The 13,524-nt window shown below is 51.3% G+C and carries 10 protein-coding genes (1 of these 10 only partly in view); 1 reads left to right on the forward strand and 9 read right to left on the reverse strand.

Going from position 1 to position 13,524, the window contains the following annotated elements:
- The 9 genes from tyrS to smc all read right to left on the reverse strand — a co-directional run.
- On the reverse strand, positions 1-800 hold the 5' portion of the coding sequence (gene tyrS, locus D888_RS0111330) for a tyrosine--tRNA ligase (protein WP_026362355.1). Its footprint begins 493 nt before the window's first position; 800 of the gene's 1,293 nt are visible here — the first part of the coding sequence; its start codon is at positions 798-800; its stop codon lies off the left edge, out of view.
- 114 nt (positions 801-914) lie between these two features.
- Positions 915-1,694, reverse strand: coding sequence for a TIGR00282 family metallophosphoesterase (locus D888_RS0111335; RefSeq protein WP_020676674.1), 780 nt, complete (start codon positions 1,692-1,694; stop codon positions 915-917).
- A gap of 24 nt (positions 1,695-1,718) precedes the next feature.
- Positions 1,719-3,278, reverse strand: coding sequence for a ribonuclease Y (rny, locus tag D888_RS0111340; protein WP_156826999.1), 1,560 nt, complete (start codon positions 3,276-3,278; stop codon positions 1,719-1,721).
- A gap of 46 nt (positions 3,279-3,324) precedes the next feature.
- Positions 3,325-3,906, reverse strand: coding sequence for a 5-formyltetrahydrofolate cyclo-ligase (locus D888_RS0111345; protein WP_020676676.1), 582 nt, complete (start codon positions 3,904-3,906; stop codon positions 3,325-3,327).
- 313 nt (positions 3,907-4,219) lie between these two features.
- Complete coding sequence (locus D888_RS0111350) at positions 4,220-4,543, reverse strand: cell division protein ZapA (protein WP_020676677.1); 324 nt, start codon at positions 4,541-4,543, stop codon at positions 4,220-4,222.
- A gap of 2 nt (positions 4,544-4,545) precedes the next feature.
- On the reverse strand, positions 4,546-4,731 hold the full coding sequence (locus D888_RS0111355) for a hypothetical protein (protein ID WP_020676678.1): 186 nt from the start codon (positions 4,729-4,731) through the stop codon (positions 4,546-4,548).
- A gap of 57 nt (positions 4,732-4,788) precedes the next feature.
- Positions 4,789-6,189, reverse strand: a complete 1,401-nt coding sequence (ftsY, locus tag D888_RS23155; protein ID WP_020676679.1) for a signal recognition particle-docking protein FtsY — start codon at positions 6,187-6,189, stop codon at positions 4,789-4,791.
- Between the two features lie 47 nt (positions 6,190-6,236).
- Positions 6,237-6,596, reverse strand: a complete 360-nt coding sequence (locus D888_RS0111365; RefSeq protein ID WP_020676680.1) for a roadblock/LC7 domain-containing protein — start codon at positions 6,594-6,596, stop codon at positions 6,237-6,239.
- A gap of 30 nt (positions 6,597-6,626) precedes the next feature.
- On the reverse strand, positions 6,627-10,169 hold the full coding sequence (smc, locus tag D888_RS21460) for a chromosome segregation protein SMC (RefSeq protein ID WP_020676681.1): 3,543 nt from the start codon (positions 10,167-10,169) through the stop codon (positions 6,627-6,629).
- 236 nt (positions 10,170-10,405) lie between these two features.
- On the opposite strand from smc, the gene D888_RS0111375 reads away from it, so the two are divergent.
- A complete protein-coding gene (locus D888_RS0111375; RefSeq protein WP_020676682.1) occupies positions 10,406-13,519 on the forward strand; it encodes a YhdP family protein in 3,114 nt (1,037 codons plus the stop codon).
- The last annotated feature ends 5 nt before the right edge of the window (positions 13,520-13,524 follow it).

Here is a 13,524-nt window from a genome sequence, read left to right on the forward strand (position 1 = left end):
TTCTCGGCATCGACGTCGGAGACATTGAGCCAGAACTGGTAGAATTTGTACGGCGTGGTCAGCTTCGGATCGAGCCAGACGTTGCCGCTCTCGGTTTTACCGAATTTACCGCCGTCCGCCTTGGTAATGAGTGGGCAGGTCAGGGCAAAAGCCTCACCACCTTCCTTGCGGCGGATAAGCTCTGTCCCTGTGGTGATATTCCCCCATTGGTCCGACCCACCCATCTGCAATTTGCAGTTCTTCTCGCGGTAGAGGTGGAGAAAATCGGTCCCCTGAACTAGCTGATAGGTGAATTCTGTGAAAGACAACCCGGTCTTGGCTTCTTCACTCAGACGTTTTTTTACGCTGTCCTTCGCCATCATGTAATTGACAGTAATATGCTTACCGATGTCACGGATGAAATCCAGAAAAGTGAAATCTTTCATCCAGTCATAATTATTGACCAGCTCAGCCGCATTGGCAGAATCCGATTCAAAATCAAGAAACTTTGCTAGCTGTTTTTTTAAGCAGGCCTCGTTGTGACGGAGGGTCTGTTCATCAAGCAGATTGCGCTCGGCCGATTTCCCCGACGGATCGCCGATCATGCCGGTCGCCCCACCGACAAGCGCTATCGGCTTATGGCCAGCGAGCTGAAGATGCTTGAGCATCATCACGCTGACCAGATGGCCGATGTGCAGTGAATCAGCAGTCGGGTCGATCCCAACGTAAGCCGATGTCATTTCTTTTTGAAGCTGCTCTTCCGTCCCGGGCATGATGTCGTGGATCATGCCACGCCAAGTCAATTCTTCAACAAAGTTCATTTTCAATACTTATCAGTTTAGCCTGTTAGGGTTATCTCTTTATCCGAGCTTCATCCGAGCTTCATCCGCAGCCAGGGAGGTGCCTCTATTAATTCTATGTGTGGCCGCATTAGCTTACGGGCGCTCCTGTATGCGCTCAATCGCCTCACAATGGCCCGTCTCTTCATTAATCGTTATCAAAACCGCGCAGAGCAACGGATCTTTTTTTGCCACTTCAAGCCGCACTGGCAATTGGGTCAAAAACCTTTGCAATGCGGGCTCCTTCTGATTACCGATAATCGCGTCCTGAGCCCCGGTCATCCCGGCATCTGTCAGATAACCGGTGCCACCGATAAGAATTTTTTCATCAGCAGTTTGAACGTGGGTATGGGTGCCGACAACAGCCGAGACACGGCCATCAAGATAATGGCCCAAAGCCTGCTTTTCACTTGTGGCTTCGGCATGAAAATCCACCAGAATCATATCGGCTTTTCCAGAAAGATCTGTGAGAATACGATCGGCCGTTTTAAAAGGGCAATCAAGATTCTTCATAAAAACCCGACCTTCAAGATTAACTACCGCCACCTTCAAGCCGGCTGCAGTCTCATAGATCCCATAACCGCGGCCAGGCAAACCCTCGGGGTAATTATGCGGGCGCAACAGCCGCTTGTCACGATCAAGGACGTCAAGGATCTCCTTCTTGTCCCAGATATGGTTACCAGATGTCAGGACATGAGCTCCCGCCTTATAAAGTTCACCCATCACCGACAGCGTCAAACCATAACCGGCGGCAGCGTTTTCAGCATTTACAACGACCAGATCAACAAAATGTCGATCAATCAACGAAGACAATTTCTGCTCGAGAATTTGCCGCCCGGCCTGACCAACGACATCGCCCACAAAAAGAAGTTTCAAACGTCTCGCCTTTCGAATACCAAACTATTTGGCGTATTCAACCGCACGGGTTTCACGGATAACATTGACACGAATTTGGCCAGGATAAGTCATCTCAGCCTCTATTTTACGCGCAATCTCTTTTGCCAGGGCATGAGATCTGACATCAGAGATTTGATCACTGGCGACCATGACGCGAATCTCGCGACCGGCCTGTATGGCAAAGCAACCCGTTACGCCATCAAAAGAAGTGCCAATCCCCTCCAGTTCGCGCAAGCGTTTAACATAGGTTTCCAGGGTCTCACGGCGTGCGCCAGGCCGAGCGCCCGACAAAGCATCCGCTGCCTGGGCCAGAATCGCCAAAATCGAATTAGGCTTTTCATCTTCGTGGTGTGCCGAAATCGCATGAACAATTTCAGGGGATTCACCATACTTGCGCGCTAACTCACCACCATTAACGGCATGGGAGCCTTCCATTTCGTGACTAACGGCTTTACCGATATCATGTAAGAGTCCAACACGCTTGGCCTGTTTGACATCAACTCCAAGTTCGGCGGCCATCATGCCGCACAAAAATGCGACTTCAATGGAGTGTTGCAACTGGTTTTGTCCGTACGAGGTGCGGTATTTCAGCATTCCGAGCAATTTTATGATCTCTGGATGGATACCATGAACGCCAACATCAAAGGTCGCCTGCTCTCCAGCCTCACGAATAGTTTCATCAACTTCGCTTTGGGCTTTTTCTACCAGCTCTTCAATGCGTGCTGGATGAATCCGGCCATCGGCAATCAACCGTTCGAGAGAAATCCTTGCAACTTCACGTCGTACCGGATTAAATCCCGAGATGACAACAGCTTCTGGCGTATCATCGATAATCAGATCGATCCCGGTAGCAGCTTCAATCGCACGAATGTTCCTTCCCTCGCGGCCGATGATCCGCCCTTTCATTTCATCGTTTGGCAAAGGCACAACGCTTACCGTCTTCTCGGCAACATAATCACCCGCATAACGCTGGATCGCTACCGCCATAATCATTTTTGCTTTTTTGTCGGCAATTTCACGAGCATCATCCTCAATCTGCTTAAGGCTCTTAGCCGCATCATGTCTTGCCTCACCCTGCATTGCTTCGATCAGCTGCTGCTTGGCTTGCTCTGCGCTCATCCCTGAAATAATTTCGAGCTTTTCACGTTGCTCTGCAATGATCTGAGCAGTTTCAATGTCACGTTTACTTAGTTGACCATCAAGGGACTTCAGTTGGTGATCTTTTTTATCCAACTCAGCAACTCGCGCATCCTGAGCGTCGGCCTTGCGCTCAAGATTTTCCTCTTTCTGCTGCAGGCGATGCTCTTGAATTTGAATCTCTTTACGTAGTTCGCGTGCTTCAGCTTCCCAGCCGGTCTTGGCCTGAAGAACAAGATCCTTTGCCTGGATTGTCGCCTCTTTTATAATTGAATCTGCTTCTTTTTTGGCTTCAGCCGCAAGTTGGCCGGCAGCAGCACTGGCATTGGCAAGCTTTGATTCTGATAATTTTCGCCGCAGAATCATACCGATAAAAACCCCTGCCGCTAGTGCAGCAAGGACCATTACAACAATGAGAAATTCCATCTCCACAGCAGATACCTCCTAGTAGAGTCTATGGTTAACCCAGTCATCAAGATGACAACGGGGAGTAAATTCCATTATTTGTCACCAGCAGAGCAACCCCCTGATCGTGCTCTTCGACTGGAAGTGTTTCGACAAGCTGAAAATGAAAGCAGAAACCCACACTCAGCCCCAAAAAACGGTTACTACTCAAAAATCGATCAAAATAACCCCGCCCATACCCAAGACGGTATCCGCGTTGATCAAAGGCTACACCCGGGACCAAAAGCAGTTCAATTTCAACAGGATCAACAACTCTTCCTTCTAACGGTGCGGGTTCACAGACGCCAAAATTACCGATCCCAAGATCTTCTAACGAATGAATTTCATAATAACTAAGTTGATCCCCATTTACACGGGGATAACAAACCTTCTTCCCTGCACTCAACGCCGCTTTATGAAGGAGCGCCGTTGCAACCTCATTGCGAATCGGGCTGTAGAGGGCCAAGACCCTCGCCTGTCGAAAAACAGGCAACCCCAGCAACAGGGTCTGAGCGAAGAGGCTCTTTGCGTCTATCTCAAGCTGAGTGAGTTGTTGACGCTTCTGTAATAAAGTGTTTCTAAGCGATCGTTTGGCGCAGGACTGAGACATTCATACTCCGAACGTCTCCAGGACAGGAAGGAAGCAGGACAGACAGAGGAGGGGTCACCTCCGCAAACATCAGACGATTCAGATTTCCCTCGGGTTAATGCCAAAGATAAGCAAAAAAGCAGAGAACGGGATCGGGCTTAAAAGCGACATATCCTGATCAGGAAACCTGCGGGGGCAGGGTTTATTATGAATGCCCCCAATAAAGCTGCTCGAAAAAAAGCAGTCTGAGGTTGTAAGCCATGCTAATACGACTATCTATCTTCCAGCCCTGAAGAACTCAATCAGGGTTATTTCCTGTGTCAGATTACACTGCTCAAAACTGAAGAGCTTTTTCAATCCGATCAATCAGCACCAACTCAAGCTGTTGTTTCTGTATATCCGCTGAGACGTTCTGCTTTCGGAGTTCGTCCTGCTCCAGCTCGAGCGCTAAGCGTCGGCGCTTTTCATGAAGGTAATCACCTGCTAAATTGAGCATCGCGAGAATCTGCCGGTCACGGGTATCAACTGAGACCGTCGTTGACACAGACGCAAATTTCTCCTCAACCAACTGTGCAGCTTCCTGAAGCGTTTCCACATCCCCTGAGCTACTCAGCACGTAATCACGACCGAGCAGATGCACCTTCACTGTCTCATTCATGTTTACCGCTCCCGGAGCAACTCAAGATCAGCTAGAACTTCCTCAATTTCGGCCAACAATGCCTGTCGTTGATGTTGCCATCCCTGTTGCTCGAGAAGCAGTCGTTCACATTGAGCCTGAAGCTGTTCATTTCGCTGTAACAATCGACCAACCGCACGTTCAAGCGGTTCCATAGAGGATGTCCCCATTTATGATACTCCTCGGCGAAATTTAGGCTTTCGTCCCAAAAAAGTCAAGGTTATCGGTCAGTTTTCAAACAACGCCGCAACAAAATCCTGTGGATCAAATTCTTGCAAATCGTCAACTCCCTCGCCGACCCCTACATAACGAACAGGCAAGCCTAGTTCACAGGCGATGGCAACCACAATCCCTCCTTTGGCCGTTCCATCGAGCTTGGTCAAAGCAATTCCATCAACCCCGACAGCCAGATTAAACTGCTGAGCCTGTGTTAATGCGTTCTGGCCAGTGGTTGCGTCTACGACCAAAAGAGTCTGATGCGGGGCGCCAGGAATTTCACGTTCGAGAATCCGTCGCACTTTTTTAAGTTCTTCCATCAGATTGGCCTTGGTGTGCAAACGTCCAGCAGTATCTAGAATTAGAACATCGGCCTTACGCGCAAGCGCCGCACGCGCAGCATCAAACGCCACCGCACCAGGGTCGGCGCCCTCGGAATGGCGAATTAGGTCGACACCTGCCCGCTCTCCCCAGGCAGCCAGCTGTTCAGCCGCGGCCGCGCGGAATGTGTCTCCAGCGCCGAGCACAACTTTCAACCCCTGGTGTGTAAATTTGCGCGCCAGTTTGCCAATGGTCGTTGTTTTTCCGACGCCATTAACCCCAACCACCATCATCACAAAAGGTCCGGAGGTCTCAACGATCGCCAAAGGTTCAGGTTTAATTAATAGCGTACCCATTTCGGACATCAGCGCCGCGCGTAATTGGGCGCCATCTTTAAGCCCTTCTCCCTTGCGACGTTTATCAAGGGCCGCCATCAAGCGTTGGGTTGTCGGCATCCCGATATCAGAAGTAATCAAGATCTCTTCGAGGTCTTCCAATAACTCATCATCGACCTTTCGACCGACACTGAGGAGTGCATCAAGGCGCCCGATCAACCCCGAACGGGTTTTGGCCACGCCAGCTCGAAAACGTTCAAATAAGCTGACTGACTCGGTTTCGGTTTCGGTTTCGGTTTCGGTTTCGGTTTCGGTTTCGGTTTCGGTTTCGGTTTCGGTTTCGGTTTCGGTTTCGGTTTCGGTTTCGGTTTCGGTTTCGGTTTCGGTTTCGGTTTCGGTTTCGGTTTCGGTTTCGGTTTCGGTTTCGGTTTCGGTTTCGGTTTCGGTTTCGGTTTCGGTTTCGGTTTCGGTTTCGGTTTCGGTTTCGGTTTCGGTTTCGGTTTCGGCTTCGGCTTCGGCTTCGGCTTCGGCTTCGGCTTCGGCTTCTCTGATTATTTTATCTGCTTCTATTTTTCTGGCAACCTCGCCACCCCAACTGCGGGATATTTTCAACAGCAGGAGAATAACCAACAACACACCCAGAATCGCGCCGGCATATATCACGCCCAAAGCGGCCACGTCCAAGCTCTCTGGCGGGACACCAGCCGATTTTAGAAAGCCTGTCAAACTTCTCAACAACTGATCAAACCAGAACATCTCTTTTAAACCTTTCAAACCAACACAGGGCGCACCCCTGCAAAAATTCAGGAGATTTCCAGACGCAACCTTACGGCACAACGACGCAGTTCAAAGGCCGCCTTGCCAACCATCTCATCGGGATCAATAGTCAGAACCAAAAAGTAATCTTCATTTAAGGGAACGATCAATACTTTAGCATTTTCATATTGAATCAATACCTCCTCAAGCTCACCGCCATCCAGCCGATGCAAGGTCTCACGCAGTCGTGTCAGGATTATCCCCTTGTGAGCGCCTAAAACCTTGATTTCAAAATCATCAATTCGAGCGACCTGGTCGACCGCCTCTCCTTCCCAATCGGCGATAATCGCCCCTTGAGCTCCAGGCAATCTGTCAAGCATCTCCTGTAAAAGAATTTTAAACGGCATGGTTTCTTTTACCCCTTTATAAAAAAATTATCAGGACAACGCAGGCGCTGACTCCGGCAGGTAATCGTTAACTCGCACCGACACGAGCTTCGAGACGCCCGGTTCCTGCATGGTTATACCGTGCATAATATCGGCAGCCGCCATCGTTCTTTTGCTGTGGGTAATAATGATAAACTGGGAGTTTGTCGACATCTCCGCCACCATTTCTGCAAAGCGATCGATATTGGCATCGTCCAGCGGAGCGTCCACCTCATCGAGCAAACAGAATGGAGTCGGCTTGATCAAAAAAATTGAAAAAATGATCGCTACCGCGGTCAGGGCCTTCTCCCCCCCCGAGAGCAGATTCACGCTTTGCAAGCGTTTTCCTGGAGGTTGCACGATGATATCGATCCCGGTTTCAAGCAGGTCCTCTTCGTCCGTAAGACGTAACTCAGCCTGACCGCCGCGAAACAGCCGGGGAAACACCAATTTGAACTGTTCATTAACCAGATCAAATGTTTCCTTAAATCGCCGTCGCGTCGTCCGATTGATCTTGCTGATGGCCTTTTGCAGGTCATCAAGAGACTGATTCAGATCATCACGTTGGCGGCCTAAAAATTCATAGCGCGCTTCGAGCTCGCGATATTCGTCAATCGCCGTCAGGTTAACTTCACCGAGCAACGCTATTTTCTGCTGAAGCTGCAGTACCTGAAGTCTCAAGCGCTCGAGTTCCTCATCATCGGCCTCCGCCACCTGATGTTCTGTAAGATCGACATCAAATTTCTCGGCGACACCACCCAACAGATGGTCAATTTCTCCTGTCAGCTCCTTCTGTCGTAACTGTTGTTGACTGACCTCCCGCCGCATTTTTTCGACCTCAGTACGCAAGAGGCGATAGTTTTCGTGCTGTTGCTCCAATATTGCCCGACCATTCTCGAAGAGTTCTCGCGCCCGCCGAACATCCAACTGAATTGCCTCACGCCGAGCGATCAGTAACCCCAACTCCACGCGATATTTTTCTTCGGTCTGCAGTAATTGAGCCGCCTGCGCAACCCCGTCGGTGGTACGCGCGGCCAATAAAGCCAGGCGTTGCTGATACTCTGTACGATTTTCAGCCAACCTTTGGCGTGCAGCTTGACCGCCCTCATGCTGTTGACGGAATTCGGCGAGCCGTACTTTCAAAACAGTCAGGTAGTCACGAATCTCTTCAACCGCATCGCGAGCCTCAACCTGGAGCATCTGGTGCTGTTCGGTTTCACCTTGAAGCTGGGACTGACGCTCTTCAAAATTTTGCCGCCGCTGCGATATCTCCAGTTGCTCGGCCAGAAGCTGCTGCTTTTCATCGTTTAGTTGTGATGCCTCAAAAGCGAGCAATTCAAGCCGCTCACGAATTCTCAACTGCTCATGATTCAAGCGATCTGTGTCTTTTTGCAGTTCCAACCTCGTTAACGCCTGCTGCTGAAGGAGAAGGTCAAGTTGGCGCAGAGCCGCTTCGAGCTCGTCCCTCTGCTGCTGTTGCTCATAAACCTTCTGCTGCTGCAAGGCAAGCTGACGCTCCAACTCGACCACCCGAACCTCAAGCTCGCCAATTTCACGCTTTTTGCGTAGAAGGCCAGCGCCCGCCATGGTTGTTGCACCACCAGACAGATCTCCTCTCCACCCCAGGCAACGCCCAACAGAATCGATCAGCAAAGTTCCCGGCAACAGAGCGTCTTGCAAATGTACCATCACATCATCGACCAGATAACAGCCAGCAAGCAGCGACACAACGAAACCCTCATATCCCGGCAGAGGTTCCACCAGTTCAATCAGGGGGCGTCCGAACCCAAGTGACCCGACCGCAACCTCGGCGACAGGGTACAGCAATGCGGCTCTCGCTTCACAGCGCGTCAAGGCGGCCAGCAGATCGCGGGCCTGAACAAGGTCCTGAACCGGGACGGCTTGAAGCCGTTCTCCCAATGCGATTTCGATCAGGGTTTCGTAAGCAGGATCCGCTTGCAACAGATCCGCAGCCATCCTTTGAGGCAGCTCTGGTTGCGCACCGAATAAGGCCTGTACCCCCTCAGCATAACCGTCGAGATTTCGCTCCAACTCTTCCAGAGACTCAAGTCTTGACCGCTGTTTTTCCAGCACCTGGCGTTTTTCGAGCAATTCCCCCTCTAGGGAAAGCTGTTCCCCTTTGAGTTGCAAAATCGTTTCCGCCAGCTGTTCGCGACTTTCCTGCTGAACCGCTTCTAACTCAGCCAGGTCAATCGCCGCCGCCGAAACGGAGGCCAGTTTTAATTCGAGAGCGGAAAGCTCCTCTTGTTGTCCCAGTGCTTCACGTTGATTGCGAGACTGACGCTCACCTTCGGAAGTCAGGCGCCGCACAATTTCTTCCTGTCGATTTGCCAACCGTCCCGCATCCGACAGCAGCCCCATCAGCTCACGTCGCTGTATCTCGATCCGCGTTGCAAGTTCCTGTTCAGTCGCCAGTCGTTGCTGCAGAACCTCCTGCTGGATTTCAACAGCTTCAGTGGTATTTTCAAGTTCACTGCTGATCTGACGGGACGAGCGCTCAAGCTCTTCGGATTCCGCCTCAAGCTGGGACAGGCGTTCGTCGATTTGATGTTGTTCAGCCTCCATCCCTAACGCTTGTTCACGCAAGCTGGCCGCCTGTCGTCCGGCCAGAACAATCTCTGTCTCGACACGCTGCACTTCAGCGCCTAATGAATAATCTTGCTCCTGCTTACGACTCAGCTCATCCTCGACTCTCAGTAGTTGCAACCGTTTTTCTTCCAGGTTCAACTCCCCCGCTTCGAGGCGCGACTCTGCTCCACCCAGTTGTTCAATCTGGCCCGCGAGCCCTTCTTCGAGTTTGTGCAATTCCGCCTGCAGCACCTTAAAGCGGTTTCCCGCCATACAGATTTCAATCCGCTTGGCCTCACCGCGTAGCTCACGATAACGCTCTGCCTGTTGGGCCTGGCGTTTTAAACTGCCCGTTTGACGGCGAACCTCGGAGATAATATCTCCCAATCGCACCAGGTTCTGCCGGGTCGCGTCCATTTTTCGTTCAGCTGTCTTCTTGCGCGATTTGAACTTGGTTACCCCGGCGGCCTCTTCTATCAATGCGCGACGCTCTTCGGGGCGCGCGCTGACAAGCATACCGATTTTCCCCTGTTCGATGATCGAGTAGGCACGTGCACCTACACCGGTATCCATAAAGAGTTCGGTAATATCGAGCAGACGACAGGGGGTTTTATTGATCAGATATTCGCTCTCACCGTTGCGGTAGAGACGACGGGTGACCATGATTTCGGCGTAATCACGATAATTTTCGGGACAGAGCTTGGCGCTGTTATCAAAAATGATCGACACTTCGGCCATACCATGCGGCCTGCGCGATTCGCTCCCGCCGAAGATGATATCCTCCATCGCACGGCCACGCAGATTCCGCGCATTCTGCTCCCCCATTGCCCAACGGATGGCATCGACAATATTGCTTTTACCACATCCGTTCGGCCCAACAACTCCGGTGACGGGTTGCTGGAAATCGAGCGACACCTTGTCGACAAAAGATTTAAACCCCAGAATGTCAACCCGCTTGATGTTCATACGTTCCAGAATCCGTTTATTCCGTGGAAACCCTCTTCACCAGGATCCGCCAATCAGAGTTTGAGCAAAAGGTTTGCCATGGTATCAGCAGGCGCCGGTGGTGTAAAGAATCTATCCAGGCTACCCAGTCACTATGTTCAGCACTTGTGGCGCCCAGAAATAACCGTTATGATTCTCTTTTTCCCATAATCTCAAGCCGTCTGCTTTTCCACAAGGCAGACCCCCGGAAGCCCAAGATGATCAGACCTGCCCGCCAACACAGAAGCCCTTTAATCAGTCTCCTGATTTTTGTGTTCGTGTTGTCCGCGATCTTGATAGTGGTGGCTTTACTACGGCTTGATCTCGGTTCCTATAAACAACAACTGGCAGAACGTCTCGGGAATGCCCTGAAAATGCCGGTCACGCTAGGTGACGCAAATCTCAGCTTCCATGGCGGTATCGCGCTCGATTTTCGTAATTTGCAGATCGGTAACGATGAAAAATTTCGTCTGGATGTGCCAAAATTCACAGCCCTGGTCAAACCCTGGGAACTGCTTCGTGGCGAAATAATTATCGAGCAGATTCATATCGACGCACCGCGCCTTGCCATCAGCCTGCCCCTCAAGCTCCGCGATTCGGCCTTTAATCTCGACAATCTGGGGCTTAAAACCCTGCAGATTCGCAACGGTACCCTGCAAATCACCCCCGAATCGACCTCGGATCCGTTAAGCCTGAACGATTTCAATCTGGTTTATCATGGCCCCGGCAAAAAAAGAATTAGTCAACTGGCAATTGCTACGACCTTGCAACACAAGGGACAAACCTCTGCATTGAGCGCGTTTTTAGAGCTGTCCCATGACCAACCAGACCAACCCTGGAGGCAAGGAAACCTGAGTGGAAATATAACGCTGCGTAACCTCAGTACCCCCGACTTCGCACCGTTGAAATTCGCCTCACTCCCCCGAATGTTCGACCTGACCCTTGGGGTCAAGGGGATTCCCGCTGACGGCGTTCAACTTGACGCCGCGCTGACTGGCAACCAAAAGACCAAGGCCCTAGCCAACCTTTCTGCGAATTGGCAATCAACGGCAACCACGGACACCCTGAGGAATCTGCGCCTTGAGATGTTGGGGATTCCTCTCACCGGTGACCTTTTATTGAGCAGAAAGGGAGACGAACCTCATCTTAGCGGTCGCCTTGGCGCCAGTAATCTGGACCTGAACCCCATACTCAGCGGCCCCGTACCAAGCCTGACCAATCTTGCGGGACGACTTGAGACCCTTGAAGTAATCCTGAACGGTCCTCTGCATCCCACGGCTGACAACCCCTGGTCCCCGCTATACAGTGGCACTCTGAAACTCGACAAACTGGCCTATCCCCTTGGTACCACCAGCATCTCTAATGCCAGCCTGCTGCTTGAACTACAGAACGCGCGCCTCAGCTTAAAGGCAGGCCATGCCATGCTGGCAAAGACCCCATTCACCTTCAGCGGAACCTCCGGCCCGCTTCAGCAACACCCGCTTGAAATCAGTTTTGCGTTGACCGGCTCGGCGGATCTGGCTCAACTTCAGCAAGAATCACCTTCAACATTCCTCAAACGACAAAAATTGACCGGCAAAATGCCTTTTACGCTAGCTCTTACAGGCTCGTCAGAAAAGCTGGAAACCAACCTGACCCTTGATTTAACCGATACGGATTTAAGCATCTCCAAGCTGCTCGAAAAGAAAGCCGGTACGCCCTTTCATCTCGACCTCAAAGGACAGTTGACCCCACAGCAAATGACCATCTCCCAGGCAAACATCCGCCTGGCACAAAGCCGGATTCAACTCACCGGACAGTTTACCCAATCAGAGCAAAACTGGTCCGGCGCACTGCAACTGGCCCCACTTGAGCTTAAACCTCTACAGGCGGTTTCACCCCTCTTTAAAGACCTGCAACTGCACGGTAAGGCAAACGGTGACCTGGTACTCACTCCGGCAGACTGGCATGGCCGAATCAGCCTGCTTGAGGCGGGCGCCCATCTGACCCATATTATCGGCGATCTTAATCAGACCCAGGGCACGTTCACGCTTAACCGAGAAGGTATTGCCTTTGACAAGATCTCCACCCGACTCGGCGAATCACCGCTCCGTGTCAGTGGCGGCTTGAAAAACTGGGAAGCACCCCTGATCAGCCTGCATGTCACCGGTAAAGAGTTACGGGCACAGGATCTTGTTTTCACCAACCCTGACATGAAGTTACAAAATTTAGACGGTCAACTATGGATCAACGCAGGCGGAATCACCTTTGACCCGGTCGATGTCACAGTTGAAAACCGAACCACCGTCAGGGTTTCCGGCCAGTTGCGTAGCTATCATGACCCACAGACCTATCTCGAGATACAATCTGACGATGCAGACATCCTTGATGTTATTCGCCTTTTTACCGGGCATAAAGCGAATCAGGGTCCCAATCTCAGCGAGAGCCACGCCTCCCTTAAAATTAAAGCCATAGTAAAAAAGGGGCGACTTGGGAGTCTCTACTTCGAAAATGCTGAAGGAACAATTATCGATCGTAACAACATCTTTACCCTGTACCCCCTAAGCGTCCATTTCGGGAAAGGACGGGCAACAGGGCGCGTTGAACTCGACGGGACACGCAATCATTTATTGAAGGTATCTGGTCAAGCCCAACACTGTGATGCCGACCGGGTTTATGAAATGTTGTTCGAAAAGAAAGGAATTTTCCGTGGCACCCTGAGCGGAGACTTTTACCTTGAGGGAGAACAGGTCGGCGAGCAATTCTGGAAAACGTCCCATGGCGGTGGGCATCTACAAATCAAGGATGGTGCCATGCGTGAACTGAATGGCTTCGCCAAAATTTTCAGCCTGCTCAATGTTGCACAACTCTTTAAGTTCAGCCTGCCAGATATGGACAAAGAAGGCCTGCCCCTCTCATTGCTTGAAACCAGCGCGCGCATGACAGACGGAATACTCCACTTTGATGATTTCCACATTACCAGCCCAGCGATCAATATTTCAGCCGTTGGCCAGCTCAACACCCTGACAAAAACCATCGACTGCACTCTGGGGATCAAGCCGTTACGCACGATCGATATTATTCTCAGCAATGTACCCCTTTTCGGCTGGGTTTTGACCGGGGATGAAGAAGCCCTTATCACCGCACTGTTTACCCTAAAGGGCCCAATCGACAACCCCAACGTCAGCGCGGCACCGGCGTCTTCAATAGCAAATACTGCTCTGGGGATCATTGGGCGAACACTGGGATTACCCTTGAGAATGTTACAGAAAACCGGAAAGTTTCTCACCAACCCACCACGGCCAAAAACTGAATCTCCCGCGCCCTTAGACAATGGGGGGCAACAGCAATGAACCGT

Origin of the sequence: Geopsychrobacter electrodiphilus DSM 16401 (genome assembly GCF_000384395.1) — a bacterium.
GTDB classification, from domain to species: domain Bacteria; phylum Desulfobacterota; class Desulfuromonadia; order Desulfuromonadales; family Geopsychrobacteraceae; genus Geopsychrobacter; species Geopsychrobacter electrodiphilus.

Bases quoted from the DNA above. Each gene is read 5' to 3' on its own strand.
- rny (WP_156826999.1), bottom strand. From the start codon at position 3,278: ATGGAATTTCTCATTGTTGTAATGGTCCTTGCTGCACTAGCGGCAGGG.
- D888_RS0111345 (WP_020676676.1), bottom strand. From the start codon at position 3,906: ATGTCTCAGTCCTGCGCCAAACGATCGCTTAGAAACACTTTATTACAG.
- D888_RS0111350 (WP_020676677.1), bottom strand. From the start codon at position 4,543: ATGAATGAGACAGTGAAGGTGCATCTGCTCGGTCGTGATTACGTGCTG.
- D888_RS0111355 (WP_020676678.1), bottom strand. From the start codon at position 4,731: ATGGGGACATCCTCTATGGAACCGCTTGAACGTGCGGTTGGTCGATTG.
- ftsY (WP_020676679.1), bottom strand. From the start codon at position 6,189: ATGTTCTGGTTTGATCAGTTGTTGAGAAGTTTGACAGGCTTTCTAAAA.
- D888_RS0111365 (WP_020676680.1), bottom strand. From the start codon at position 6,596: ATGCCGTTTAAAATTCTTTTACAGGAGATGCTTGACAGATTGCCTGGA.
- smc (WP_020676681.1), bottom strand. From the start codon at position 10,169: ATGAACATCAAGCGGGTTGACATTCTGGGGTTTAAATCTTTTGTCGAC.
- D888_RS0111375 (WP_020676682.1), top strand. From the start codon at position 10,406: ATGATCAGACCTGCCCGCCAACACAGAAGCCCTTTAATCAGTCTCCTG.